General features: G+C 51.9%; 24 protein-coding genes and 1 tRNA gene. 16 read left to right on the forward strand and 9 right to left on the reverse strand.

The genetic code is table 11. From position 1 onward, the window contains the following. Positions 1–188: 188 nt before the first annotated feature. Positions 189–992 (forward strand): 2,5-didehydrogluconate reductase DkgB, encoded by an 804-nt coding sequence (gene dkgB, locus FDX14_RS06580; RefSeq protein ID WP_042310509.1) that lies wholly within the window; start codon positions 189–191, stop codon positions 990–992. 21 nt (positions 993–1013) lie between these two features. On the opposite strand, the gene yafC is transcribed toward dkgB, so the two are convergent. After that, positions 1014–1928: a DNA-binding transcriptional regulator YafC gene (gene yafC / locus FDX14_RS06585; RefSeq protein WP_137349233.1), complete on the reverse strand. Its 915-nt coding sequence runs from the start codon at positions 1926–1928 to the stop codon at positions 1014–1016. Positions 1929–2032: 104 nt separating this feature from the next. Here yafC and FDX14_RS06590 point away from each other — a divergent pair, with 104 nt between their 5' ends. The 3 genes from FDX14_RS06590 (at position 2033) to FDX14_RS06600 (ending at position 4989) form a co-directional block, all read left to right on the forward strand. Further along, positions 2033–3208 carry an MFS transporter gene (locus tag FDX14_RS06590; protein WP_137349234.1) on the forward strand — a complete coding sequence of 392 codons (1176 nt, stop codon included), beginning with the start codon at positions 2033–2035 and terminating at the stop codon, positions 3206–3208. 131 nt (positions 3209–3339) lie between these two features. After that, positions 3340–4140 (forward strand): endonuclease/exonuclease/phosphatase family protein, encoded by an 801-nt coding sequence (locus FDX14_RS06595; RefSeq protein WP_038637479.1) that lies wholly within the window; start codon positions 3340–3342, stop codon positions 4138–4140. Between the two features lie 78 nt (positions 4141–4218). Next, on the forward strand, positions 4219–4989 hold the full coding sequence (locus FDX14_RS06600) for a class I SAM-dependent methyltransferase (RefSeq protein ID WP_061383112.1): 771 nt from the start codon (positions 4219–4221) through the stop codon (positions 4987–4989). Positions 4990–5038: 49 nt separating this feature from the next. On the opposite strand, the gene mltD is transcribed toward FDX14_RS06600, so the two are convergent. Continuing rightward, a complete protein-coding gene (mltD, locus tag FDX14_RS06605; protein ID WP_042310500.1) occupies positions 5039–6397 on the reverse strand; it encodes a murein transglycosylase D in 1359 nt (452 codons plus the stop codon). Positions 6398–6468: 71 nt separating this feature from the next. Then, the gene (gene gloB, locus FDX14_RS06610) at positions 6469–7224 is read right to left on the reverse strand and encodes a hydroxyacylglutathione hydrolase (protein ID WP_137349235.1); all 756 of its coding nucleotides are present in this window, start codon (positions 7222–7224) and stop codon (positions 6469–6471) included. A 33-nt stretch (positions 7225–7257) separates the two neighbouring features. On the opposite strand from gloB, the gene FDX14_RS06615 reads away from it, so the two are divergent. Next, positions 7258–7980 (forward strand): class I SAM-dependent methyltransferase, encoded by a 723-nt coding sequence (locus tag FDX14_RS06615; protein WP_137349270.1) that lies wholly within the window; start codon positions 7258–7260, stop codon positions 7978–7980. Here the strand turns inward: FDX14_RS06615 and rnhA are convergent. After that, complete coding sequence (rnhA, locus tag FDX14_RS06620) at positions 7977–8444, reverse strand: ribonuclease HI (RefSeq protein WP_006685987.1); 468 nt, start codon at positions 8442–8444, stop codon at positions 7977–7979. The genes FDX14_RS06615 and rnhA overlap by 4 nt on opposite strands. Before the next feature lie 64 nt (positions 8445–8508). On the opposite strand from rnhA, the gene dnaQ reads away from it, so the two are divergent. Then, on the forward strand, positions 8509–9237 hold the full coding sequence (gene dnaQ / locus FDX14_RS06625) for a DNA polymerase III subunit epsilon (RefSeq protein WP_042310534.1): 729 nt from the start codon (positions 8509–8511) through the stop codon (positions 9235–9237). A 133-nt stretch (positions 9238–9370) separates the two neighbouring features. Further along, positions 9371–9447: transfer RNA gene (locus tag FDX14_RS06630), tRNA-Asp, on the forward strand. Between the two features lie 156 nt (positions 9448–9603). Here the strand turns inward: FDX14_RS06630 and FDX14_RS06635 are convergent. Then, positions 9604–10122, reverse strand: a complete 519-nt coding sequence (locus FDX14_RS06635) for a FidL-like protein (RefSeq protein ID WP_042310494.1) — start codon at positions 10120–10122, stop codon at positions 9604–9606. A 1-nt stretch (position 10123) separates the two neighbouring features. Continuing rightward, positions 10124–10912, reverse strand: a complete 789-nt coding sequence (locus FDX14_RS06640) for a winged helix-turn-helix domain-containing protein (RefSeq protein ID WP_061383107.1) — start codon at positions 10910–10912, stop codon at positions 10124–10126. Between the two features lie 642 nt (positions 10913–11554). On the opposite strand from FDX14_RS06640, the gene FDX14_RS06645 reads away from it, so the two are divergent. The 9 genes from FDX14_RS06645 (at position 11555) to FDX14_RS06685 (ending at position 20658) form a co-directional block, all read left to right on the forward strand. After that, entirely contained in the window at positions 11555–12103 is a 549-nt protein-coding gene (locus tag FDX14_RS06645) for a fimbrial protein (RefSeq protein WP_038637500.1), read from the forward strand. Between the two features lie 69 nt (positions 12104–12172). Beyond that, entirely contained in the window at positions 12173–12721 is a 549-nt protein-coding gene (locus FDX14_RS06650) for a fimbrial protein (protein WP_042310489.1), read from the forward strand. Positions 12722–12762: 41 nt separating this feature from the next. Beyond that, entirely contained in the window at positions 12763–15234 is a 2472-nt protein-coding gene (locus FDX14_RS06655; RefSeq protein ID WP_137349236.1) for a fimbria/pilus outer membrane usher protein, read from the forward strand. A 26-nt stretch (positions 15235–15260) separates the two neighbouring features. After that, positions 15261–16037: a fimbrial biogenesis chaperone gene (locus FDX14_RS06660; RefSeq protein WP_042310485.1), complete on the forward strand. Its 777-nt coding sequence runs from the start codon at positions 15261–15263 to the stop codon at positions 16035–16037. Between the two features lie 11 nt (positions 16038–16048). After that, on the forward strand, positions 16049–16654 hold the full coding sequence (locus FDX14_RS06665; protein ID WP_042310481.1) for a fimbrial protein: 606 nt from the start codon (positions 16049–16051) through the stop codon (positions 16652–16654). Next, positions 16651–17715: a fimbrial protein gene (locus tag FDX14_RS06670; protein WP_137349237.1), complete on the forward strand. Its 1065-nt coding sequence runs from the start codon at positions 16651–16653 to the stop codon at positions 17713–17715. The genes FDX14_RS06665 and FDX14_RS06670 overlap by 4 nt, the downstream gene beginning before the upstream one ends. A 10-nt stretch (positions 17716–17725) precedes the next feature. Further along, a complete protein-coding gene (locus tag FDX14_RS06675) occupies positions 17726–18268 on the forward strand; it encodes a fimbrial protein (protein ID WP_042310477.1) in 543 nt (180 codons plus the stop codon). A gap of 1 nt (position 18269) precedes the next feature. After that, complete coding sequence (locus FDX14_RS06680) at positions 18270–19937, forward strand: O-antigen ligase family protein (RefSeq protein ID WP_137349238.1); 1668 nt, start codon at positions 18270–18272, stop codon at positions 19935–19937. 1 nt (position 19938) lies between these two features. Continuing rightward, positions 19939–20658, forward strand: coding sequence for an EAL domain-containing protein (locus FDX14_RS06685; protein WP_042310473.1), 720 nt, complete (start codon positions 19939–19941; stop codon positions 20656–20658). A 15-nt stretch (positions 20659–20673) separates the two neighbouring features. Here the strand turns inward: FDX14_RS06685 and FDX14_RS06690 are convergent, their stop codons facing one another. The 3 genes from FDX14_RS06690 to fadE all read right to left on the reverse strand — a co-directional run bounded on the left by FDX14_RS06690 (position 20674) and on the right by fadE (position 25318). Continuing rightward, complete coding sequence (locus FDX14_RS06690) at positions 20674–21084, reverse strand: Spy/CpxP family protein refolding chaperone (protein WP_038637532.1); 411 nt, start codon at positions 21082–21084, stop codon at positions 20674–20676. A 180-nt stretch (positions 21085–21264) separates the two neighbouring features. After that, positions 21265–22032, reverse strand: coding sequence for an amidohydrolase (locus tag FDX14_RS06695; RefSeq protein ID WP_137349239.1), 768 nt, complete (start codon positions 22030–22032; stop codon positions 21265–21267). Positions 22033–22873: 841 nt separating this feature from the next. After that, positions 22874–25318, reverse strand: coding sequence for an acyl-CoA dehydrogenase FadE (gene fadE / locus FDX14_RS06710; RefSeq protein WP_137349242.1), 2445 nt, complete (start codon positions 25316–25318; stop codon positions 22874–22876). Positions 25319–25495 lie beyond the last annotated feature (177 nt).

Genomic DNA, 25495 nt, shown 5'->3' on the forward strand with positions numbered 1-25495 from the left:
GTTCGAGTCCCGTCCGTTCCGCCACTTATTAAGAGCCCTGAGCTAACGCTCAGGGCTTTTTTCTTTGCTTGTCATATGATTATTGCTGTTTTAGCAAAAATCCTCTGCTTTAATCGATCTTTTTCTCGATCCTCTCGTTCGTCATAATGATTCCAGTTAACCCATTTTGATAAATAAAGAGGAATTTCATGACTATCCCTGCATTCGGTTTAGGTACTTTTCGTCTGAAAGACGACGTGGTTATTGCTTCTGTTAAAACGGCGCTTGAACTGGGCTACCGTGCTGTCGACACTGCGCAAATCTATGATAATGAAGCGGCTGTTGGTCAGGCGATTGCTGAGAGTGGCGTACCACGTAGCGAGCTGTACATCACCACCAAGATCTGGATTGAAAACCTGAGCAAAGACAAGCTGATCCCAAGCCTGAAAGAGAGCCTGAAAAAACTTCGTACGGATTATGTCGATCTTACGCTGATCCACTGGCCATCCCCGGGGGATGCCGTGTCTGTCGAAGAGTTTATGCAGGCATTGCTTGAAGCTAAAGAACAAGGGCTGACTCGCGAAATTGGCATCTCAAACTTCACCATTCCGCTGATGGAAAAAGCCATTGCTACAGTGGGTGTGGAGAATATTGCCACTAACCAGATTGAACTGTCTCCGTATCTGCAGAGCCGCAAGGTGGTTGACTGGGCGAAAGCGCACGGTATCCACATCACCTCTTATATGACGCTGGCTTACGGTAAAGCGCTGAAAGATGAAGTGATTGCACGCATTGCGTCTAAACATAATGCGACTCCGGCACAGGTTATCCTGGCATGGGCAATGGGTGAAGGGTACTCAGTAATTCCTTCTTCCACCAAGCGTGAAAACCTGGCAAGTAACCTACTGGCACTGGAACTGCATCTGGATGCCGAAGATAGAGCAGCGATCGCGGCACTGGATTGCAACGACCGCCTGGTTAGCCCGGAAGGTCTGGCTCCTGAGTGGGATTAATTGCCTGACCCTTTGTACCCTTTAACCCTCTTTCACAGCTCCTTCGGGAGCTGTTTTTATATGTTCACTTAAGAAGTCGATAAATGCCCGGATACGTGTACTGACGGCACGATCGCTGTAGTAAACGGCGCTGAAAGGCATTTCTACCGGCAGACGCTTATCGGCCAGCAGTTCCACCAGTTCTCTCTGTTCGATCTCTTTGTCAATCATATAATCTGAAAGACATGCAATGCCGTTACCGTTCAGGCAAAGCTGTTTTAATGTTTCCCCGCTGTTGGAAGAAATCCCACATTCGATCTCATGGAGCTGCCCATCGCTACAGGCTATTGGCCAGGTATTGAGCGAGATGGGTTCAGAAAACCCCAGGCACAGATGCCGTTTTAACTCTTCAACGCTCTCAGGCTTGCCAAAGCGGGCAATATAGTCAGGTGAAGCGATAATCTTGCGATAGCTGGTAAATAACGGGCGCGCGCGCAGACTTGAATCTGTCAACGTGCCTGCGCGTATCGCAACATCCACTTTTCGTTCAATAAGATTGATGAACGTTTCTGAGGAGACAAGAGACAACGTCATTTCCGGATACCGTTCACGAAAAGGTTTGATCAGCGGCATCAGGAAATGCAGCATTACCGGCGTTGCCGCATCGATACGCAGTAAGCCGCGCGGAGTATTACGCGACTCCATGATTTCCGTTTCTGCTGCAGCCATTTCTTGCAGTATCTGCTGCACGCGCCTGAAGTATCGCTCTCCTTCTTCTGTCAGGCTCAGCTGTCGGGTCGTACGATTAAGCAGACTGACGCCGAGCTTCATCTCCAGCTTTTTAACTGCCCGGCTGACAGCGGAATTGGCCTGGCTGAGCTGCTCTGCCGCCCGACTGAAGCTGCCGCTTTCCACGACAGCGACAAAAATTGCAAGTTCTTCGGAGGTTGCTTTCATTTTTGCACCTGAAGCAAAATTAAATTGATATTTTGAATATTTTTGTCATTAAAACATCCAGGCATACTGCGTGTCATCTGATTACTGATGTTATGGAGTTATTTATGCCTCTCGCTTTATTTGCACTGACAATAAGTGCCTTCGCTATTGGCACGACAGAGTTTGTGATTGTCGGCCTGGTGCCGACCATTGCACAACAACTGGCGATCTCGTTACCTTCCGCCGGAATGCTGGTTTCAATCTATGCACTGGGTGTGGCGATTGGCGCGCCGGTGCTGACCGCTCTGACCGGACGCCTGCCGCGTAAACAGTTACTGGTCGCGCTGATGGTCTTGTTTACGGCGGGGAATTTGCTGGCATGGCAGGCACCGGGCTATATGACATTAATCGTCGCCCGTCTGCTGACGGGTCTGGCGCACGGCGTGTTCTTCTCAATTGGTTCTACCATCGCGACAAGTCTGGTGCCAAAAGAGAAAGCGGCTTCCGCGATCGCCATTATGTTTGGCGGCTTAACGGTCGCGCTGGTCACGGGCGTGCCGCTGGGAACATTCATCGGTCAGCATTTTGGCTGGCGCGAGACTTTTCTTGCGGTATCACTGTTAGGAGTGATTGCGCTCATTAGTAGCCAACTGCTGATCCCGGCTAACATCCCCGGTCGGGCTGCCGCCAGCATTCGTGACCAGATGAAAGTGCTGACCCATCCTCGTCTGTTGCTGATTTACGCCGTTACGGCGCTGGGCTATGGCGGGGTATTCACGGCATTCACCTTCCTGGCGCCGATGATGCAGGATCTGGCTGGATTCTCTCCGGCAGCAGTAAGCTGGATCTTGCTGGGCTATGGCGTATCTGTGGCTATCGGCAATATCTGGGGCGGCAAACTGGCAGATAAGCATGGCGCCGTTCCTGCGCTGAAATTTATTTTCGCCGCGCTGTTTGTTCTGCTGATGGTCTTCCAGGTGACCGCATCCACTCAGTACGCCGCACTGGTCACTATTCTGGTGATGGGGATCTTTGCCTTTGGCAACGTACCGGGTTTGCAGGTCTACGTTGTTCAGAAAGCTGAACAATTCACGCCTAATGCGGTAGATGTGGCATCAGGACTCAACATTGCAGCGTTTAACATTGGTATTGCATTGGGTTCAGTGATTGGCGGGCAAACGGTGGAGCATTACGGTTTGGCGCAGACGCCGTGGATTGGCGCCCTCATTGTTCTGGTGGCTTTCTTACTGATGGGCGTCAGCGGTCGTCTTGATAAACCTGTACGCATTGCTCTGGGGTAAATCATTGATGTAAGCGCCCACTTACAAAACAAACTGCAATTGTTCGTTGAAAGTGAGTGCTAAAATCCCTATAACAGAAGAACCAGTCCGGCTGCGGACTGGTTGACGTTACAGAGGTTTGAAAGTCTAAAGTGCGAAAAAACACCTATGCCATGCGTTATGTTGCCGGACAGCCGGTAGAGCGGATTTTACCGCCAGGCTCGTTTGCGCATATTGGCCAGGCATTACCCGCAGGCGCTCCGTTAAGCAGTGAAGATCGCATTCGCGTGCTGGTATGGAATATTTTTAAGCAGCAGCGTGCAGAATGGCAGTCGGTGCTGAAAAATTTTGGCAAAGACGCGCATCTGGTGTTATTGCAGGAAGCACAAACCACGCCTGAACTGGTGCAGTTTGCGACCGCTAACTATCTCGCTGCCGACCAGGTACCCGCCTTTGTGCTGCCTCAGCACCCCTCTGGCGTTATGACGCTCTCCGCCGCCCATCCTGTTTACTGCTGTCCATTGCGCGAGCGTGAGCCTATCTTACGGCTGGCGAAATCAGCATTGGTGACAGTTTACCCGTTGCCTGATACGCGTTTATTGATGGTGGTGAATATCCACGCGGTAAATTTCAGCCTTGGCGTTGATGTCTATAGTAAGCAGTTACTTCCTATTGGCGATCAGATTGCCCATCACAGCGGTCCGGTGATCATGGCGGGTGATTTCAATGCCTGGAGCCGTCGACGGATGAATGCGCTGTACCGATTTGCGCGCGAAATGTCGCTGCGCCAGGTGCGCTTTACCGACGATCAACGCCGACGCGCGTTTGGTCGCCCTCTCGATTTTGTGTTCTATCGTGGTTTGAACGTGAGTGAAGCCTCTGTGCTGGTCACCCGCGCATCCGATCACAATCCGCTACTCGTTGAATTCAGTCCCGGCAAACCTGAACAATAACGGTGTGTCAGGTCTGCCGTAGGGCAGACCTGTAGTGGTGCTGCCCTTCCTATTAAACAACAACCGAAGGACAACACAATGACAACACGCTCTCATCATGACAACGTCGAAAAACAGTTTGGCTCTCAGGCTAATGCCTATTTGACCAGTGCGGTACATGCCTCTGGCCGCGATTTGCAACGCCTGTCCGCAAGGTTGTCAGCATTTCCGCAAGCCCGGTTACTGGATATGGGATGCGGAGCAGGGCATGCCAGTTTTGTGGCTGCGCAGCAAGTCAGGCAGGTCGTAGCTTATGATTTATCGTCACAAATGCTTGAAGTGGTGGCGGAGGCGGCAAAAGACAGGGGGCTGGAAAACCTCTCCACGCGCCAGGGTTATGCCGAAAGTCTGCCATTTGAAGATAACGCGTTTGATGTGGTGATTAGCCGCTATTCCGCGCATCACTGGCATGATGTCGGGCGCGCGCTGCGCGAAGTGAACCGCATCCTGAAGCCCGGCGGCGTACTGATCGTGATGGATGTGATGTCGCCGGGTCACCCTGTACGTGATATCTGGTTACAAACCGTGGAAGCGTTGCGTGATACCTCGCACGTACGCAATTATTCCAGCGGGGAGTGGCTGTCTTTAATCAATGACGCCAACCTGATTGCTGACACCTTGTTAACTGATCGCCTGCCTCTGGAGTTCAGTTCGTGGGTTGCGCGGATGCGTACGCCTGCGGCGTTGACCGAAGCGATTCGTTTATACCAGGAGAGTGCTTCTGCTGACGTGAAGGCCTACTTTGCATTACAGGAAGAGGGTTCGTTTACCAGCGACACGATAATGGTAGAGGCGCATAAAGCAGGATAAATAAAAAAGGCACTGGGGGGAAACCAGTGCCTTCATTTCAACAATGTTATCAGGAGTCCGGCATACCGTTGTTTTTCACAAACAACGTTAGCTGATCGCCAGGCTGCAGGTTGTCCGTATCGCTATTCCAGCGCATCACATCCTTGATGTTAACCCCGTGACGTTTGGCAATGCTCGACAGCGAGTCGCCCTTACGCACACGATAGGTGATGCTATCGCTGTTGTTAGCCAGTCGCTGCGCGCTGGTTCCGGCGCCTACCGTCAGGCTTTGGCCTACTTTCAGGGAAGAACCACGCAGATTGTTCCACTGTTTCAGGTCTTTTGTGCTCACGCCAAGACGTGAAGCAACGCCAGAAAGCGTATCGCCAGAGCGAACCTTGTAGCTACGGCTGTTCAGCGGCGTGTTATCCGCGAGCAACGTTGACTGCACGGCTGCAATTTCGCCTGAAGCCAGAGACTCACGCAGTTTTTCTGCATGCTTCTTTGGCACCATCACATATTGCGGACCGCTGGCACCCAACGTGGAGCCTTTAACGCCTGCATTGAAGGTCTTCAGCTTGCTGACGGATATACCCGCCATATCGGCAACCTGAGCCATCTCAACCGGGCTATTCAAGCGAACACGTGCCAATGCGCGGCTTTCGTCTGTTGTAGGCAGACGCACGCCATAGCGTTTGCTGTTTTTGAGAATATCGCTCAAAGCCAGCATTTTGGGCACATACAGCTTCGTTTCCTGAGGCAACGGTAACGACCAGAAGTCGGTGGATTTACCACGCGCTTTGTTCGTTTTGATCGCCTTCATCACGCGACCTTCACCGCTATTATAAGCAGCAATGGTCAGCAGCCAGTCGCCATCAAACATCTTGTTCAGACGCTGCATCATGTCGAGCGCGGCAGTGGTGGAAGCCACAATGTCGCGACGTGCATCATAATTGCGGGTCTGCTTTAAACCATAATTGCGCCCCGTGCTCGGAATGATCTGCCAAATACCTGCGGCATTGGCGCCAGACGTTGCGTGAGGATCAAAAGCGCTCTCCACTATGGGTAGTAGTACCAGTTCCATTGGCATGTTACGTTTCTTAACCTGCCCGGCTATCCAGTACATATACGGCTCTGCCCGTAAAGTTACATCGTGGAGATAGCTCTTATTGCGTAAATACTTCTGTTTCTGTTCGCGAATCCGGCTGTTTTCCGGAATTCCCATCTTTAGCTCGTCACCAATGAAAGCCCACAAATCTTGATCAGCAGCGATAGATGTTCCATCGTCCATCCATCGCGCCTGACTTGTAAACTTTCCTGCTTCCCCTTGACCAGCTGCAGAAAGGCTCTGTGCGTGCTGTTGGACGTTACCAGTATTCTGGCACCCAACAAGCAGGACAGAGGCGAGTAATATCGCTTTTGCCTTCATGTGTGTGTCAATAGTTGCTTAAAAGACGACCGATCATAACGGCGAAGTTTTCAAAAGGCAACCCGGAATTGTCAGAACGTATCTTTCTTTGACCTTAACCAGGCAAAACGCTCTTCAGGTTGTTGCAATATTGTTTCTTTGTTTATTTCTTTAATTAAATCAATATCTTCAGTTCGCAAAAAAATATTATTTCGCCGCTCATTTTTCAGAATTACGGGTAGTGTCATTTGTTTTTTTACGCGTAACTCATTAACTTTACGATAATATTCATTTATGAACGAATCGTGCGGGAGGATGCTTAAAGCAAACTTCATATTTGCTAATGTGTACTCATGTGCGCAACAAATCAAAGTATCATCGGGAAGATCGCTGATTCTTTTAAGTGATTGATACATCTGCGTTGCAGTACCTTCGAAAAGCCGACCACAGCCCCCAGAAAAGAGCGTATCTCCGCAAAACAGGTAAGGTTGGCTAAAGTAACAGATATGTCCTAAAGTGTGACCCGGCGTGGCAATTACCTTAAATTCATGCCCCAATACGAGTGCAATATCGCCATCTTCGACTATGTGCGTCGTTCCCTTATCTTGCGTTTCAGCCGGTCCGTATACCACTATTTGTGGGAAGTGTTGCAGGAGTTCTTTCACGCCGCCAACGTGATCCTGATGATGATGGGTCAGCAGAATGGCCTCTGGCACCCAGTTATGTTCTGCAATGGCTTGCAGAACAGGGGCGGCTTCGCCCGGGTCGACAATCAGACAATGTTGGTCATTGTTTGACAGGACCCAGATGTAATTGTCCTGAAATGCAGGAATACTGTTAAGATTCATATCTTACCTCTCAAAGCGAAACGGAAGGTTATGATGAAACCGGCAAGGATCCCTCAAACTGTCGTAGCGCCCGTGAGCTGGGGTGATTTACCCTGGGGCGAATACTATCGTGAGGCGCTGGAGCATCAGCTTAACCCGTGGTTCGCAAAAATGTACGGTTTTCATCTGCTTAAAATTGGTAATTTAAGCGCAGAAATCGATTCTGAAGCGTGCGCGGTTTCTCATCAGGTAAATGTTTCTTTGCTGGGGTCTCCCATGCAGGTAACGGCAGATCCTTTGCATCTGCCCTTTGCCGATAAGTCGGTGGATGTCTGTTTGTTGGCCCATACGCTACCGTGGTGTTCCGATCCACATCGGTTACTGCGTGAAGCCGATCGCGTGCTGATTGATGACGGCTGGTTGATTCTGAGCGGGTTTAATCCGGTAAGCCTGATGGGACTGCGTAAACTGGTGCCGGTATTGCGCAAGACCTCGCCTTACAGCAGTCGGATGTTTACCCTCATGCGTCAACTGGACTGGCTCTCTTTACTCAATTTTGAAGTGCTGCACTACAGCCGTTTTCATGTCCTGCCCTGGAAGAAGAAGGGCGGGAAAATGTTAAGCGCACATATTCCTGCCCTGGGATGTTTGCAACTGGTGGTCGCACGTAAGCGCACCATTCCGCTTACGCTCAACCCAATGAAACAAAATAAAAGCAAAACGCCAATCCGCCAGGCCGTTGGCGCTACCCGGCAATACCGCAAACCGGACGCTTAAGACTCGGCCTGATAACCAATATCATCCTGAGTGGGGCTCATTGCCGCGGCGCGCGCAAGCTCATCGCAGCGTTCGTTTTCCGGATGGCCCGCATGGCCTTTAACCCATTCCCATTTGATTTGATGTGGACCCAGCGCGGCATCCAAACGTTTCCACAGATCGACGTTCTTTACCGGTTTTTTATCTGCCGTTTTCCAGCCGCGCTTCTTCCAGTTGTGGATCCATTGCGTGATGCCCTGGCGTACATACTGGCTGTCGGTACTGAGTATCACTTCACACTGTTCTTTCAGGGCTTCCAGCGCAACGATTGCCGCCATCAGCTCCATGCGATTATTGGTTGTGAGGTTGTACCCTTCACTAAAGGTTTTTTCGCGTCCGCGATAGCGTAAAATCGCCCCGTAACCACCTGGCCCAGGATTTCCCAGGCAAGAACCATCGGTGAAAATTTCTACCTGTTTAAGCATCTCTGGTAGACTTCCTGTTTTAGCAAATCGAAATCAAACGATAAGTCTGACATAAATGACCGTTATGAGCACTGGAATTACACGACAGGTAGTCCTCGATACCGAAACCACCGGTATGAACCAGATTGGCGCCCACTACGAAGGCCACAAGATCATTGAGATCGGTGCGGTTGAAGTGGTGAACCGCCGCCTGACCGGTAATAACTTCCACGTTTACCTGAAGCCGGATCGGCTGGTGGATCCGGAAGCGTTTGGCGTACACGGCATCGCAGACGAATTCCTGCTCGATAAGCCTACATTTGCCGAAGTTGCCGATGAGTTTCTCGACTACATTCGCGGCGCGGAGCTGGTCATCCATAACGCATCGTTTGATATCGGCTTTATGGATTACGAGTTTGCTAAGCTCAATCGTGGTATTCCGAAAACCAACGAATTTTGCAAAATAACCGATAGCCTGGCGCTGGCAAGGAAAATGTTTCCTGGCAAGCGAAACAGCCTTGATGCGTTATGCTCGCGTTATGAAATAGACAACAGTAAACGAACCCTGCACGGCGCATTGCTCGATGCCCAGATTCTGGCCGACGTTTATCTGATGATGACCGGTGGGCAGACCACCATGGCGTTCTCGATGGAAGGCGACAGCCAGCAGCAAAATGACACGGGGATCCAACGCATTGTTCGGCAGTCCAGCAAACTACGCGTTGTTTTTGCCACTGATGAGGAGTTAGCAGCCCATGAGTCGCGGCTTGACCTGGTGCAGAAGAAGGGGGGAAGTTGTCTCTGGCGGGCGTAGATGACCCAATTACAGTGCAGAAATGACCATTCGGGTGATTTTTGCAGCAAACGATTAAAAACGTGAGAAAAAGCGTTGACGAGGCGCGAGGCAATCCGTAATATTCGCTTCGTTCCCAAGCGGAACACAACGCGGAGTGGTAGTTCAGTTGGTTAGAATACCTGCCTGTCACGCAGGGGGTCGCGGGTTCGAGTCCCGTCCATTCCGCCACTATTCAGAAAGCCTGAATCAGAAATGATTCAGGCTTTCGTCGTTTTAGTCCCACCCAAAATAACAATCCCTTCATTACACTGTATCGATACATCCGCGCTGCCGGGCGGGAAACACATCAGGTCATCCTTAACCCGACGCATATCGTAGAGGCGATTAACCCGCGAAGTGATTCATCACGCAGGCGAAGCGGGGTGAAAAGTTATCGCCAATAAGAACCGTTTCCTCATTCAGGTGCTTCAGCATATATAGCTTGTCGGCACGTTCGTAAGCGTCGAAGAAGAGATAATCGACAGCATCCGTTGCGTCATCATCGGGGGATTTTTCACGTCCATCGGGAGTGAGCATGAAAACGCCTGCGGTATGGCCGAGCGGACGGGCGTAGCGAAAGAACAGTTTTCGGTTAACCGTGAACTCACCATCATCACTTTTGAATTTCCCTTGTACTGACAATGAAAGGTGTCCGGAATTGTAGCTAGTGATCAGCATAATTCCGTTGAGTTCCTTTTTGCTATTTTGGATATCGAGTATCGACGTGAATTCCGATGAGCATGAAAAGCTGATTTCTTGTTTCTTCGCATTCCCGGCGATAATGAAAAAAGCAATGGCCGCCAGCCCAAAAATGGCAATTACCACTGACCATAGTAAAGGAGAGTGATCGCTTTCCTGCTTCATATCATTCCTCATAATGACGATACTGGCTGACGCAATGGTAATAGCCGAGGTTTAGTCCGCATTCAGCGGCAAACGACCACTCAACCAGGTTATGGTTGCTCGCCCACGTATTAAGATAGAGATCTTTTGGATGCGAACAGTTTGGGTTAATACCCACTGACTTGAATATATCCAGCGCTTTCTTTTCAGTTATGGTATCGGTGAGAGCATTCCCTAATATATGTACCCGGCATTGCTCGTAGTCGATTGTTCGCAGAATAGCTGCGTCCGTCATGGCGATTTCATTGGGTATCCATGTTAACCACGCTGTCGCCAGCACTGCGAGGCCGGTGATTAACGTTGTTATTGCGACAGGCCATCGGTTCCGGTTCTTTTTGTTGAGCTTCGTTGCAACATTGGCAATTCGCGCTGGTGTTTGCGCCTCTTCCAGTTGCTGAATATTGATATTGACATCGCCCATCCGAAATCCCATTCGCGGAATGGTGACGATGAGCTCTGCAGGGTGACCCGTTGACGTTATTGCTTTGCGCAGAAATGAAATGTGCTGGTTGAGATTGGCATCCGTCGCCCGTGCGCCATTATGCTGGAAAACATTCAGCAGAATTTCATCGCGCGAGGAAATCTCTTTACCATTTTGCAACAAATAGAGCAGTAATTGCGTTGCCACATTATTCAATGTGGCCATTTCACCGGATGTCAGGTCTTTTAGGGTATTTTTATTTGGTCTGAAAACTAAGCCATCACCAATAATTACGGATTTAATTTTGTTTATTGGTATATGAGAAATCACTGATGTCTCCTTTAAAGCAGGATATCTCGCATTCGAGTGGGGGAAGCAATAGCATAACATAATTCATTTATAAAAAATGGTTGCGCCATAGATCGCTTTATTAATATTTATATAACAATATTTTAATATTTCTTATAGATGTCTCATTCTCCTTTCTCTCTGTCACTATCTTATTGTCATTACTCGGTTTTGATATCCATCTTCATTTTTACAAAACTTTCATAAATACATTTTGCCTGGTATCCGGACTAAATAAAAAAATAGTTGATAGATAAAAACTCTATAAAAACGCAAAATAATAGATATTAACACTAGTAGTTGCCTGAATTTTGGCGATTTTTTAGGTAAACGATCGTTGTGCAGGCGGTGATACAACACGATTCCCTGAGTTTGATTAATACCGTATTTTTGCATTGTGTCATTTTTCTGCCGACTTAATATAAGCCCCGAAACAGCCTGAACAGCTGTAGACGGTATTTCGTATGGAATGCCAACGATGTTCAAAATAAGGGGCGGGTTGAGATGGATTGTTTGCAAGGATATGCGCTACCGCCACCTGCAGATCAGCATTTCCCTGACTTAAATGTCTGCGGAAATAGATCGTCGGAATAACTAAAAACGGATATAAGGTTAAGTAGTAATATGAAAATGAAAAACGTGGCTGTGGCCTGCGCGCTGATGGCGGGAATGACTTTGACTGCCTCTTCTGCTTTCGCTGCAAAAAATGTTGAACCGACTAACGGTAAAATTCAGTTCACCGGTTCTCTGGTTAATTCCGCATGCGGTCTGGCACCTGAATCCAGCCCGGTGCAGGTTAATTTTGGTGAGATCCCAACCTCTCAGTTAAAAGACAACCAACGTGCTGGCGTTAAGCATGCCAAAATCGTTCTTCAGGGCTGCGACACCACCGTTGCGAAAACGGCCACTGTGACCTATACCCCGGCAACAATTGATACAGACAACAACGCGCTGGCTGCATTCACTTCTGGTACTGCAAAGGGCGCGGGTATTGGTATGGTTGACAGCGGCAACCAGGATGTGGAATGGGGTAAAGCTGCCTCTCAGGTCAACATCACTGACGGCGAAACTGACATTGATTTCGTGGCTTATCTGCAGGCAAACAACGCTTCTGCAGCGGTAACGCCGGGTGATTTCGAATCTACCGTTAATTTCCAGATCGACTATCAGTAATTACCCGCAGCGGGCGCATTAATGCGCCTGCTTAACCCTTCCTGCGAATAACTGAAAGGAAATACGGTTATGCCTGGATGGCGAATTTTACTGCTTTTTGTCTTTATCTCGCCTGCATGGGTTATGGCTGGCGCCAATCGTCTAAACAGTACGCCCGGCAAAATGCGCATGCGAGGAAATATTATTGAGGCTGCCTGTTATGTTGATCCGCGCGACCGATCGCTACTGGTTGAATTCGATGATCTCTCTGCCAGAGATATTTCTGGAAGACCAGAAAAAGTGTCCGCGCATGATTTCAGTATTCATTTGCTGGGATGTTCATTAGGGGATTCTCAACATTCCGGGAATGTGTTTCAACGCGCCAATATTACCTTTTCTGGTGCGCCCGACAGGGACAATCCTGATTATCTGAGCGTGCAGTCGGAAACTGAAAATTTAGCAATAGAAATATACGACAGCAAAGGACAGCAAATTCATCTGGGCGAACCATCACCGGATTATGTGCTTAATCCAGGGAAGAACACGCTCAACTTTACGGCTTATTTGATCTCCCGTGACGGAAGAATGACATCCGGCGAATTTACTGCGGTCACGCATTTTGTTGTGAATTATCTCTGAGCTGCACTGCAATTCGGGTATCTGAAGGTTTGCGAACGAAAATGATCACGCTGAAAACAGATAAAAAACGCCTGGCGCTATTTATTACTCTGGTTTGTGCCTCTGCATGGGCTGAAGCGGATGAGGCCGTTGAATTTAATACTGACGTACTGGATGCCAGCGACCGGCAGAATGTCGATTTGCAGCGTTTTTCCGAAGGCAACTTTGTGACTCCCGGTGAATATCTGCTGGATGTTCGTATTAACAGCCAGGAAATTCCTCAGCAATCGATCCGCTATATCGTCGATCCTGCCAACTCGCATAAATCCATGGCGTGTCTGACGCCACAGCAACTCGAATTACTGGCGCTCAAAGAAGAGGCACTGACCTATATTCATCCGATTAGCGCGACATGTTATGACATTTCCCATCTGCCGGGTGTGGCGTTGAATAATAGCGCAGGCGTACTGGACATTACCGTGCCGCAGGCATGGATGAAATATACCGATCCAGACTGGACGCCGCCGGAACGCTGGGATAATGGCGTCGCGGGGCTGATTTTTGACTACAGCATCTCGGGTCAGGCCACACATTACGAGCAGGGGGGCGATCGTTACCGCTCTCTTTCTGGCTACGGGCAAACAGGTTTTAACCTCGGCGCGTGGCGCTTTCGCGGGCAGTATCAGGCCAATTACGCTTCTGATGATAATCGTGGGCGTATCGACTGGGATCAGATCTATGCTTATCGCCCATTACCGATGCAGGCGGCAAAACTGACGCTTGGCGAAATCTATCTGAATTCTCAGGTCTTTGATTCGGTTCGTTTTACCGGGGCTAACCTCGCCAGCGATGAGCGTATGCTGCCACCGAATTTGCAGGGTTACGCGCCTGAAGTTCATGGCATCGCTCGTAGTAACGCCAAGGTCACCGTTAGTCAGCAGGGACGTGTTATCTATCAAACCACCGTTCCTGCGGGGCCGTTTAATATTCAGGATCTGCACGGCTCGGTACGCGGCACGTTGGATGTACGCGTTGAGGAACAGGATGGCAGCGTACAAACCTTTCAGGTTAATACGGCTGATATACCTTACCTGACGCGCCCAGGCTACGTTCGCTACAACGCCGCGGTCGGTAAGCCATCGCTTTACAACCATGACATTCAGGGCCCTGCGTTTTATACCGGCGATTTTTCATGGGGGGTCAGCAATGCGTGGTCGCTGTACGGAGGCGCGCTGCTCACTGGCGAGCGCTATAACGCCTGGTCGATGGGGATTGGGCGGGATTTGAGCTGGCTGGGGGCGTTGTCGGCGGATGCGACGCAATCCGTGAGCCGTGTGAAGCATCAGGCTGAACAAAAAGGCATGTCCTTTAAGCTCAGCTATGCCAAAACCTTTGATGAATACAACAGCGCCATCACCTTTGCCGGATACCGCTTTTCACAGCGTAACTTCCGTACTTTTTCACAGTTCCTCGACGAGCAGTATGCCAATAACAACAGCGCCGGTAACGAAAAAGAGATGTACACCATCACCGGTAACAAGACCTTTTTTGCCGACGATCAGCAGTTAGCCACCACGCTGTATCTGACCTACACCCACCAGAACTACTGGGATCGTCGTTCGCAGGATCGTTACGGGTTGTCGATGGGGCACAGCTTTTCGTTGGCGGGCATCCAGGGGATTAGCGCCAACCTTGCGGCTTACCGCTCTGAGTATCAGGGCAAACGGGACGACAGTCTTTCGCTTTCAATTTCGATTCCCTGGAGCGATGGCCGCTCCATGGATTATGAGTTGCAGAACAGCGGCAACCAGACCAGCCAGATGGTTTCGTATTCCGATAACCGCGACCGTAACAACCCATGGCGTTTGCGCGCAGGGGTTTCCGGTGAAGGGCGCACGGCATTTGATGGCTATTACAAGCACCGCAGCATGATGGCGGAGCTGGAATCTAACGTCAGCTGGCAGCAATCACGCTATTTCTCCGTAGGCGGCACGATGCGCGGCGGTTTTACCGCGACGCGTCACGGCGCGGCGTTGCACAACAGCCAGGCGTCAATGAATACCGCCAGAGTGATGGTTGATACCGACGGTGTGGCGAATGTACCGCTGAACGGCGAACAGGCGCATTCAAACCGCTTCGGTATTGCCGTGGTACCGGACGTCGTCAGCTATCACAGCTTTGATACCCGCATCGATGTGGACGCAATGGACGAGGATATTTCCGCGACCAAAGCCATCGTCACCAACACCCTGACGGAAGGGGCGATTGGCTATCAGCGCTTTGCCGTGGCGCAGGGGCAAAAAATGATGGCGCTGCTGCGCCTGAAGGATGGTTCGGTCCCGCCGTTTGGCGCCGAAGTGTTTAACGCCAACGGCGCCAGCGTCGCCATGGTGATGGAAAACGGCATGGCCTGGATTGCCGGTGTGAATCCAGCCGAGCGTCTTTCCGTGGCCTGGGGCGGACGAGCGCAGTGTCACTTACAGGTGCCACAACAACTCAACCCGGAAGGTAACGTGCTGTTGCCTTGTGAATAATTTCAATAACCAGAATGAATTTTGTCATGAAAAATCAAGCTTTTTACTCCGTGCAGCGTTGGCTCAAACCCGTGGCTTGTGGCCTGCTTTTTATTGCAGAGATCAACGCTTCCTGGGCGGGTATTGCGCTCGACCGTACCCGGATGATCATCACCGGTGATGCGCGATCTGTCAGCGCGAACTTAACCAATACCAGCCCGAGCATTCCGTTTTTGGCCCAGTCGTGGGTGGAAGACGCCAACGGAACAAAAGTTACCTCGCCGCTGATGGTCTTACCGCCGCTACAGCGAATTAACGGTGGGCAAAAGGGCATTGCCCGGGTGACGAAAACCAGCGGGATTAATGCGCTGCCTCAGGATCGAGAAAGCCTGTTCTACCTGAATGTGCGTGAGATTCCACCTAAGCCTGATAAGCCGAACGTGCTGCAACTGGCGATGCAGTCGCGCATCAAATTGTTCTACCGTCCGACCGCCATCGTGCCGGAAACGCCGGGCGCGGTGTGGCAAAACCAACTGGTCTTTCACAAGCAGGGTCTACGCTGGACCGTGGATAACCCAACGCCATACTTCGTCACCTTGATCGGTTTAAGCCGTAAGCCGGAAGCGCAGGGCGGCGGCAGGCTGACTGATTTCCCCGGGGTTATGGTTTCACCAAAATCCTCGCTTGATTTCAGCGTCACCGACGGCAGCGTTAGCCAGTTCAGCATGATGTATGTGAACGATTTTGGCGGTCACCCTGAATTGAAATTCAGCTGCACAGGCAATGTGTGTAAAGCATTGCCGATGGAGCAACAGCCCCGGTAAAGGACTCGTAAATGAAAAAGATGCTTTGCGCTCTGCTGATGGCAGGTATGGCCTGCCCGGTTCAGGCCACTAGCGGCCGCCAGGATATGAGCAACGTTTCCGGCGAGTATGGCAACGTCCGCTTTCATGGTCGGGTGTTCGTTTCGCCGTGCGTGCTGGATATGGCTTCACGCGATCAGACCATCGATCTGGGTGATATTTCCGCCAGCCGCTTTCGCCAGAGCGGCGATCGCAGCGATCCGGTATTAGTGACGCTGAACCTGAATGGCTGCTTAAAAGGTTCTGGCCATACCTTAAGGGATTTTCCCGGACAGACCAGCGAAATGCCGGAGCTGGCGCATAGCACGGTGGAACGTGGCGTTTCGATGACGCTGATGGCCGAAGGCGCGCCGGAAAACAGCGATCTGGGGCGTATTCGCGGCGATGTGCGTGGTGCGGGCATTCGGCTACTGACCGAACGCAACCAGTTGATCCACCTGAATCAACCGCAACGCATGTGGATCCTCAAACCAGGTGATAACGCGATTCACTTTCTTGCCGCGCTGGAATCTTTTGGGCAGGAGGTGACCGCTGGCGAATTTAACGGTCTGGTCAGACTTAAGCTGGAGTATCTATGAGCGTATTGCATAAAGCGCTGCTGTGGGTCGTGCTGGCAGGCTGTCCTCTGGCCGGGCAAGCATTCACACAGGGGGAAGGTGAGCCGGAGGGCGGGTCGCCGCATCAGTACGATATTGAACTGAGCTCGCTGGATGTCAGCAAAAATCATGTTGGCGGCAGAACGGAGCCTTTTACCTGGAATCTGGGCAGTTGGTATGTGGTGAATTTTTATTGCGAACAGGCCGATATCTCTCGGGAGCCTATTTATTACACCACCACGACCACCATGCCGCCTTCAAATCAGGGGGCGAACCGTTTTCGGTTAAACGAGTATCTGGATGTGGAAGTTCAGGTGTGGGTTGCCGGACGTTATAACAAATACGTCCAGGCGCCTTTTACCAACGTTTCAAACCGCAACAGTAACAACAGCTGCAAAAAGCGTAAGGGCTACACACGCGCCACGAACGTTGAAAGTGGTTCAAAAGGGAAAGTGACGTTTATTGTCACTAAACCCATTATCAATGGCATCAATATCACCTCCCAGTCGCTGGTGGAGGTTGCCGGGCGCATGGGCGGTGCGGGACCTACGCCAACCACGGCGATTTCACGCGTGGTCATTAAATCCGGGCTCATTACCGTGCCGGATAAATGCACCTTCAATCGGGGAGACAAAATCAGCATTGAGTTTGGCGATCTGCCCGGATCCGCTGCAAAACTCAACGGCACCAATTACAGCAAGTCGATCCCGATACATGTGGTCTGTGAAGGCGGCAGCTTCGATCAGGGCGCGCTGAATATCAATTTAGGTGTACAAACCACCACGGCGTCAGGTACGGCTGGGTTTAACGATCATCTTCTCGGCACGTTGAGTGGCGGACAGAAACGCGACGATCTCGGAATTATGATTAAAGACGAGAGCGGCGGCACCGTAGTGCCCAATCAGTTCTACAACGTGAAGGGTTTTTACCAGAATCAGGGCGACTGGAATCTCACTGCCGCACCGGTGGCAAAGCCGGGCGTGGGGAGCGTTAAGGAAGGTGAGTTTGAAGCCTCTGCCACCGTTGTCGCGCAGTTTCAGTAGGGTAATTACCATGACTTTCAGAACGTTAATCGCGGTGAGTACGCTGTTGTTTGGCGCAACGGTACAGGCTGATACCAAGCTGGTCGGTGGCGATATGTATTTTCACGGCACCATCAGAGCGCTGGCCTGCAGCCTTGCACCCGGCGGCGACAAAATCGAGGTCGATTTCGGGCAAATCGCGACGCAGGATCTCTATCTCTCAGGACGCAGTAAGCCGGAAAAATTCAGCATCCAGTTACGCGACTGCAACCCGGAGGTTTTCCGCGGGATCTCGGTTACTTTCAGCGGCAAGGAAGATGCGGAGCTTACCGATCATCTGGCGCTGGATAGCAGTGAGCAGGACGGGGCATCGGGGATCGGGATTGGAATGAGTGAAGACGATGGCACGGCAATCCGGCTTGATGAAAGCACGTCAGTTACAGAGATTACTGAAGGGTCGATGACGCTGAATTTTTTGGCGTGGGTCGCGGCAGAACCGTCGGCGATAAAAAACCAGTCTCTTGAATACGGTCCGTTCAGCGCCAGCGGGACCTGGACGTTGAATTACCAGTAGCATGATGAACGCACTGAATCGTATTGCGCCGCTGCCTGGCCAGAAATTATTGCTGATTGTCAGTCTGTTTTTCTGGTGCGGGATCATGCACCTCTACTGGCTGAATAACGGCGGCAGCGGTCTGTCGTTGCCGCTTAATATTACCAGTTGGATCTACGCTGCAGTATTGGCAGCAAGTACGGCGATGCTACTGCCTCGCCGACGCTGGCGCATCACTGTACCTGCTATTGGATTTATGCTGGGCGCGCTGATCCTGACGCTGCTTTGTCTGCTGACGCCGGGCATCTGGCGGTCCGAGGCGCTGCTGGTAGCGGGGGCGTTACTGGGTGGCGTGCTTGTCTATCTGGTGACGTTACAAATTCCACTTACGACAAACGTTCGCACGGTATTGCTGGCCCTGTTATGGGGGGCATGCGTCATCGAATGTGTGGCGTTTGTCTATCAGTACTGGCATTGGCCGGGCGTTGATTACTGGGAGTTCGCCTGGCGGCGCGGCACGCGGCCCTACGGTATTTTTCAGCAGGTCAATCTGCTGGCCAGTTTCACTGCGTGCGGCGTGCTGCTGTCAGCGCTGCTCTTTTTACGCCAGGGCGGCAGATACCGAATTGTTTTCGGGGTTGCTCTGGTGATGATGGGATTTGTGCTGCATGAATCCCAGTCGCAAACCGGCTATTTGTCTCTGGCGGTCGGTGAGGTGTTGCTGATGGTGGTGTTCCCTGCACAACGCCGCACGCTGTTGCTACTTCTCCTGCCGTTGGCGTTAGGTATGGCGACAGGCGCTGCCGCTCGCCATTTTTTGTCCGTTGCCACGGTAGATCATTTAACGACTTCTCATGTGCGCTGGACGGTGCTGAAAACATCACTGGCATTATTTGCCGAACGCCCGTGGATGGGATGGGGCGTGGGCAGTTTCGCTGCTGTTTTTCTCGAACGAGCGGGGCCATTGGGGCTGAGTAGTATCTCGCATCCGCACAACGAACTGGTGCTGTGGCTGGTGGAGGGCGGTCTGGTTGGACTGGCGGGCGCGCTGTGTTTTATTGCGGGTGGGTTATGGCTCTGGCTGCACGGAAATTGCTGGCGTCGTGCCTGCCTGGTGGCGGCGTTGCCAGTGGTTATCCATATGTTGACGGAATACCCGGTCAGACAGTCAACGCCACACTGGTTATTGCTGATCCTGCTGCTTCGTTGCGCAGATGGCGCGCTAAAAGGGGCTAGTCTGACGCGCCCGGCGACGTCGTTGATTCGTGGGCTGGCATTTATCTCGTTTCTGATAGCCACTCCCTTGTTACTTCTCACGCTACAGACGCAACAGCAACTGACGCTGGCGGAACGGCAATCAACACAGTGGCAACTTGCCGAATCGCTCCCGGTAGGCGGCTGGTTGCTTGCCACACGCTACCACTTTGATCTCCAGATGGGATACCTGCAACGGTATCAACGTACCCGGGATGCTCGCTGGCTGGAGTTGGTGCGCCGTTGGGCGCCTGACTATGTGCGTGTTCACCCGGACCCGAATATCTCCTTCACGCAAATCTTGCTGGCGATGCAGCAGCGCGACCTGGCTCAGGCGCACCGCCTGGCGACCCGCTTTTACCTGATCTATCCGAACGATCGCCGTATCTCCTGGTTACAGGATGCACGACGTCCTTTTAATCAAAAAATGGAATGATATGAACAGACTCAGCGAACAGGCTCAATATGTACCCGAGCTTCCCCGTAATGCCGAACTGCTGCGGATCTCCGGGATCCGTTTGCAGCGCATTCATTTTTTTGATGATGCATCACTGGATGTCCGTGAGGTGTTAAGCCAGGTACGCACACCGCTCCCGCTGGATCTTTTTTTCAAGCATCTTTCTGTCAGCGCGAAACAGCAGCTGTTTATGTGGCAAATGCAGCGGGTACTCTTACTCCCAGGAAGCTATTCGCTGAATTTATCCGTCAGGATGCTGACCTGTCTGTCGTGGATCTCGCGACTCACCAGGCAGGCGCATCAGGGGCGGATTGTTATTGAAATTCAGGATCCCGCTACCATGATGCGTCTGGAAAAGGCAGAACAGCAGGCGGTATGCATCGCCATAAAAACCCTGGTGCGCCATGGTTTTCGCGTGTGGCTGGATGACGTTTCGCCTGAGCTGTTTTTTGTCTGGCGACTGTCTGGCATCCGTTTTGATGCCATTAAAATTGAAAGCGGGATGTTTCATCAGTTCAGATCATCGGAGTGGCAGTTGAGAGTACTGGTCAATCAATTTCGCGGGCTGGGAGAGCGGGTGGTGATCGAGGGAGTAGAAACCGCGCAGGATTACGCCATCTGCCGTATGAGCGGCGCAGATGCTGTACAGGGCTTCTTTTTTCAGCAGGAGATCGTGCCGAAAAGCCTGAATCATTGCTGATTCAGGCCCTGGGGATTACTCGCTCAGCGTCTGTGCGATATCTTTCTGTACCTGCTGGCGCTGTTCCGGAGTCAGCACTTTGTTCAGGTCAAAGTAGTATTTCACACGATAATAACGCGCTTGTTGTTCGATGTTGCTGAACGCGGAAAGCTGCTTCTTAACGGCGGTTTCATCCCATTTCCCGGACTTGATGACGTCAATCAATGCGCCGTCTTTAACATCTTTCACTGAAATCTGGCTGACGTTGGTTTCAAGCTGCTGGTGCAGTTTTTTGATCTGCGCAACCTGGTCGGTGGTCAGCTTAAGGTGCTGGACTACCGGGTCCTGAGCTGGAGCGGGAACGTTGGATACATTTGCTGCAAACGTGCTAAAAGAAGCGCCAGCTACGGTTGCAGCCAGCAAAGTCATGCGTACGAAGTTCTTCATTATTGAAATCCTGATAAAGGAATTATTAACATTGTCAGACACTCGCCGGTTACGAGTGATTATCCCTTGCAGAATACGTTGCCTGAAGCATGTCGCCACGCGAATTTGTTTTGCGGTTGGTTACGGAGTGCAACAATCCCGCTACGGAAAAATGTTACGCAGCGGGAGGAGAGGCGATATCTACAGCGCGAACGGGTCGGCGTCCTGCCAGGCGGGAAACTTTTCGCGATACTCACGCAGTGCCGAGAGCGACAGTTCAGCGTCCATACGTGTGGCTTGATGCGGCTCGGCGGTGGCAATAATCTCACCCTGTGGATTTATCACCCGGCTGTCACCGCGATAATGATGACCGTTACCGTCAGTTCCTACACGGTTACATCCTGCTACATACGCCTGATTCTCAATCGCCCGTGCAGTGAGCAGAACCTGCCAGTGCAGTGAACGCGGCGCGGGCCAGTTAGCCACATACAAGGCGAGGTCGTAATCGTTACGGTTGCGCGACCACACCGGAAAACGCAGGTCATAACAGACTAACGGCAGAATGCGCCAGCCGCGCCATGTAAAAATAACGCGCGCTTCTCCCGCCTGGTAATGCTGATGTTCATCCGCCATGCGGAACAGATGACGTTTGTCATAGAAATGCACATTACCTTCGGGCTCGACCAGTAAAAAACGGTTAACCGCACCGCGTTCGGACTGAATCGCGGCACTGCCCGCGATCAGGGCGTTCGTCTGTTGGGCTTTGGCGCGCATCCAGCTTACGACTTCTTCCTGCGGCAGCGATTTGTTTGCTGCTTCCATCGCAAATCCGCTGGTAAACATCTCGGGCAACACAATCACATCACGTCCGGTGACGGTTTCCAGCTGTCGGTCGAAATGACGCAGGTTGGCCGGGCCATCCATCCAAATCAACGGTTGTTGCAGCAGAGTAATTTTCAAACCAGGCACGATCGAGGCTCCTCGTTGAACAACATTTTGACACTGTAGCATGAGCTTTAACGAAAATGTGGCAATAAGAAATCTCCCCGCATATAGCGTAATGCTGTTCAGTTAACGCCTCTGTTTCAGAAAGCATCACCAGTATTGGTAGAAGTTATGAATATGCTGTCTCAGAGAAAGGGTTCCGTTCACCTTATGTTCATTGTTTCTCTGAAACATCGATTCCTGTGAACGTGTAAAGGGCGTTCTCCGCCACGCCCTTTACCATCCCGGCTCCCGGCGGGAAAATTGTTGCTGCGCAATACCCTCCGCTTATTCCTTCAGGCTACCGGGCCGGGCGCGGTGAAGCGTCCCTGCAAAGCGCGCCCTGAGCCAGCATCCATGCTGGCTCTCCCGGCCTTACGGAAACACGTCGGCAATTTTCAGCCGGACCAGCCCACACCTCACCATCTGCGTTTTTGGTCTGAACAGCAAAACAGATTTAACTGGAAGTCAGAGCATTGAAGCGATGACTCCGGTCCGGCTGAAAATCGATGAGGCGTTGACGGCTGACCGGGGTTGCCCGCAGGGATGCGGGCAGAGGGGACGGCCTGCATGGACGCAGGCTCGGCCCCGACCCGACAGGCAGACGGCATAAGACGAATGAATCGCGAAGCGACGATTTTCCCGCCGGGAGCCTGGGATGCAAGGGAGGCGGCGGGAGCCTCCCTTGCACGTTCATGTGTAATGCGGTTTCAGAGAAGTAATGAGCATAAGGTGAACGTAATCCTGTTCATAGGCGGAATGTTCACCCTATATGCTTAACTGACTGGCATTACCCATTTAGCGGTGCTTAATGCCGTGCGGAAGGTTATGCCGCTTCGACTTTACGCACTTTCTCTGGCAGCTTTACCGGCTGAGTCGCCAGCTCCTCGGGTTCAAAGTCATCCACGTTGATACTGCGCAGACGGCTCGCTTCGGCTTTCACCAGAATCGCGGCTTCGTCTTTATCAATCAACCCTTTGGCCAGCGCGTTATGCGCCAGTTCGTCCAGGCGGGTAAACGGCAGGTTTTTACCCAACTCTTTGCAGATCCGCTGGTGGATAGGGTCGGCTGCAATCACGTCCAGCAGAGCCTCTTCCAGCAAACCGACCGGGTTATGCTCGCTTGGCGTCAGGTATTGACCGCGACCAAGGCGAGAACGGGTGGCGCTCGGAACCTGCAAAATCTTCGCGACCTTATGATCCAGCTTGTCGGACGGTGCATGATAGTGGCGACCGGTCGGGAAGATAACCACACTCAGCAAACCGGCAACCAAACGGTTCGGGAAGTTTTTCAGCAGATCGTCCATCGCCTGTTCGGCTTTGTACAACGCATCCTGGACGCCCCAGTGAACCAACGGCAGGTCGGCTTCATTACGGCCTTCATCGTCATAACGCTTCAGCACCGCAGAGGCCAGGTACAGCTGGCTTAACACATCCCCCAGTCGCGCCGAGATACGTTCACGACGCTTTAGGCTACCGCCCAGAACAGCCATGGACACATCCGAAAGCAGTGCCAGGTTGGCGCTCAGACGGTTCAGGTGCTGATAGTAACGTTTGGTCGCATCGGCGGTCGGCGTGCTACTGGTTAAGCCACGCGTCAGGCCCAGCCAGAAACTGCGTACCTTATTGCTGCCAACGTGACCGATGTGTTTGAACAGCAACTTGTCGAACGCATTCACATCGTTATTCTGCGCCGCAGCCATCTCTTCCAGCACATACGGATGGCAGCGAATCGCACCCTGACCGAAGATCATCATACTACGGGTCAGAATGTTAGCGCCTTCAACGGTAATGGCGATAGGCGCCCCCTGATAAGCACGGGCGAGGAAGTTGCTTTCGCCAAGCATGATGCCTTTACCGCCAGTAATATCCATGGCATCGATGATTGATTGCTGTCCACGGTGAGTACAGTGATACTTCACGATAGCCGACAGTACCGCCGGTTTTTCACCCAACATAATGCCGTAGGTAATCAGCGACGCCGCAGCATCCATCACGTAGGCGTTACCGGCAATACGCGCCAACGGCTCTTCAATACCTTCCATCTTGCCGATAGAGATTTTGAACTGGCGACGAATATGCGCATACGCGCCGGTTGCCATTGCGACCGATTTCACGCCGCCCGTGGAGTTAGACGGCAGGGTAATACCGCGCCCTACAGACAAACATTCCACCAGCATACGCCAGCCCTGACCGGCCATTTTTGGGCCACCGATAATGTAATCAATCGGCACGAAGACATCTTTACCCAGCGTCGGACCGTTCTGGAACGGCACGTTAAGCGGGAAGTGGCGACGGCCAATCTCTACGCCCGGGGTTGAGGTTGGGATCAGCGCACAGGTAATGCCGAGTTCCTCTTCCCCACCCAGCAGTTTTTCCGGGTCGGAGAGTTTAAATGCCAGACCCAGTACGGTAGCGATAGGCGCCAGCGTGATATAACGTTTGTTCCAGGTCAGGCGCATCCCCAGCACCTGCTGACCCTGCCAGTCACCCATACAGACCACGCCGGTATCAGGGATCGCGCCTGCGTCGGAACCTGCTTCCGGGCTGGTCAGGGCGAAACATGGGATCTCCTGACCACGTGCCAGACGCGGCAGGTAATGATTCTTCTGCTCTTCGGTGCCGTAGTGCTGCAGCAGTTCGCCTGGGCCTAATGAGTTAGGTACGCCGACTGTGATTGCAAGGATCCCGGAGACGCCGGAGAGTTTCTGCAATACGCGAGCCTGAGCATACGCGGAGAATTCCAGCCCGCCGTACTCTTTTTTAATGATCATCGCGAAGAAGCGGTGTTCTTTCAGATACGCCCACAGTTCCGGCGGCAGATCCGCGAGTTCGTGGGTGATCTGGAAGTCATTCGCCATGCGGCATGCTTCTTCAACCGGACCATCAATAAACGCTTGTTCTTCAGCTGTCAGATGCGGCTGAGGATAGTTATGCAGCTTTTTCCAGTCAGGTTTCCCCTGGAACAGGTCGCCTTCCCACCAGGTAGTACCGGCATCAATCGCTTCTTTCTCTGTACGCGACATTGGCGGCATGACTTTACGGAAACCGCGGAACACCGGCGCAGAGATCATGGATTTGCGCATCGGCGTAAAGTTAAACGGTACGAGAATAATGGCCAGAGGAACCAGCAGCCAGACTGACCACAGACCTGCCACGCCAAGCGCAGCCGTCCAGGCGAGCAAAATTAAGCTGCTGAGGAATAAGCTCACGCGGTGATAGAACAATACGCCGAGCAGAACAACCGTAGCGATAATACTCAAAATCATCATAACGAAAAGCTCCCTTGCTTGTAGGAGGTCTGACCACTTGTGATGATATGGTTGTAGTGGATGTAAATTCTTTTAGCAATGTGTTTACAAAATAATTACAACAAAGCTCACATTGTTGGTGTTTTAACCGGCACAAAAAATCAAAAGCCGCGGCCATTCCTGTGGCTTGTACTTCTC

Source organism: Citrobacter sp. wls710 (assembly GCF_005281115.1).
GTDB classification, from domain to species: domain Bacteria; phylum Pseudomonadota; class Gammaproteobacteria; order Enterobacterales; family Enterobacteriaceae; genus Citrobacter; species Citrobacter werkmanii.

What these genes read in the sequence shown, in the direction of transcription:
- FDX14_RS06635 (WP_042310494.1), bottom strand. Translation starts at nt 10,122, where the DNA reads ATGAAGCAGGAAAGCGATCACTCTCCTTTACTATGGTCAGTGGTAATT.
- FDX14_RS06670 (WP_137349237.1), top strand. Translation starts at nt 16,651, where the DNA reads ATGAGCGTATTGCATAAAGCGCTGCTGTGGGTCGTGCTGGCAGGCTGT.
- gloB (WP_137349235.1), bottom strand. Translation starts at nt 7,224, where the DNA reads ATGAATCTTAACAGTATTCCTGCATTTCAGGACAATTACATCTGGGTC.
- FDX14_RS06690 (WP_038637532.1), bottom strand. Translation starts at nt 21,084, where the DNA reads ATGAAGAACTTCGTACGCATGACTTTGCTGGCTGCAACCGTAGCTGGC.
- FDX14_RS06650 (WP_042310489.1), top strand. Translation starts at nt 12,173, where the DNA reads ATGCCTGGATGGCGAATTTTACTGCTTTTTGTCTTTATCTCGCCTGCA.
- FDX14_RS06590 (WP_137349234.1), top strand. Translation starts at nt 2,033, where the DNA reads ATGCCTCTCGCTTTATTTGCACTGACAATAAGTGCCTTCGCTATTGGC.
- FDX14_RS06665 (WP_042310481.1), top strand. Translation starts at nt 16,049, where the DNA reads ATGAAAAAGATGCTTTGCGCTCTGCTGATGGCAGGTATGGCCTGCCCG.
- fadE (WP_137349242.1), bottom strand. Translation starts at nt 25,318, where the DNA reads ATGATGATTTTGAGTATTATCGCTACGGTTGTTCTGCTCGGCGTATTG.
- dkgB (WP_042310509.1), top strand. Translation starts at nt 189, where the DNA reads ATGACTATCCCTGCATTCGGTTTAGGTACTTTTCGTCTGAAAGACGAC.
- mltD (WP_042310500.1), bottom strand. Translation starts at nt 6,397, where the DNA reads ATGAAGGCAAAAGCGATATTACTCGCCTCTGTCCTGCTTGTTGGGTGC.
- FDX14_RS06675 (WP_042310477.1), top strand. Translation starts at nt 17,726, where the DNA reads ATGACTTTCAGAACGTTAATCGCGGTGAGTACGCTGTTGTTTGGCGCA.
- dnaQ (WP_042310534.1), top strand. Translation starts at nt 8,509, where the DNA reads ATGAGCACTGGAATTACACGACAGGTAGTCCTCGATACCGAAACCACC.
- FDX14_RS06680 (WP_137349238.1), top strand. Translation starts at nt 18,270, where the DNA reads ATGATGAACGCACTGAATCGTATTGCGCCGCTGCCTGGCCAGAAATTA.
- FDX14_RS06655 (WP_137349236.1), top strand. Translation starts at nt 12,763, where the DNA reads ATGATCACGCTGAAAACAGATAAAAAACGCCTGGCGCTATTTATTACT.
- yafC (WP_137349233.1), bottom strand. Translation starts at nt 1,928, where the DNA reads ATGAAAGCAACCTCCGAAGAACTTGCAATTTTTGTCGCTGTCGTGGAA.
- FDX14_RS06685 (WP_042310473.1), top strand. Translation starts at nt 19,939, where the DNA reads ATGAACAGACTCAGCGAACAGGCTCAATATGTACCCGAGCTTCCCCGT.
- FDX14_RS06645 (WP_038637500.1), top strand. Translation starts at nt 11,555, where the DNA reads ATGAAAATGAAAAACGTGGCTGTGGCCTGCGCGCTGATGGCGGGAATG.
- FDX14_RS06600 (WP_061383112.1), top strand. Translation starts at nt 4,219, where the DNA reads ATGACAACACGCTCTCATCATGACAACGTCGAAAAACAGTTTGGCTCT.
- FDX14_RS06615 (WP_137349270.1), top strand. Translation starts at nt 7,258, where the DNA reads ATGAAACCGGCAAGGATCCCTCAAACTGTCGTAGCGCCCGTGAGCTGG.
- rnhA (WP_006685987.1), bottom strand. Translation starts at nt 8,444, where the DNA reads ATGCTTAAACAGGTAGAAATTTTCACCGATGGTTCTTGCCTGGGAAAT.
- FDX14_RS06660 (WP_042310485.1), top strand. Translation starts at nt 15,261, where the DNA reads ATGAAAAATCAAGCTTTTTACTCCGTGCAGCGTTGGCTCAAACCCGTG.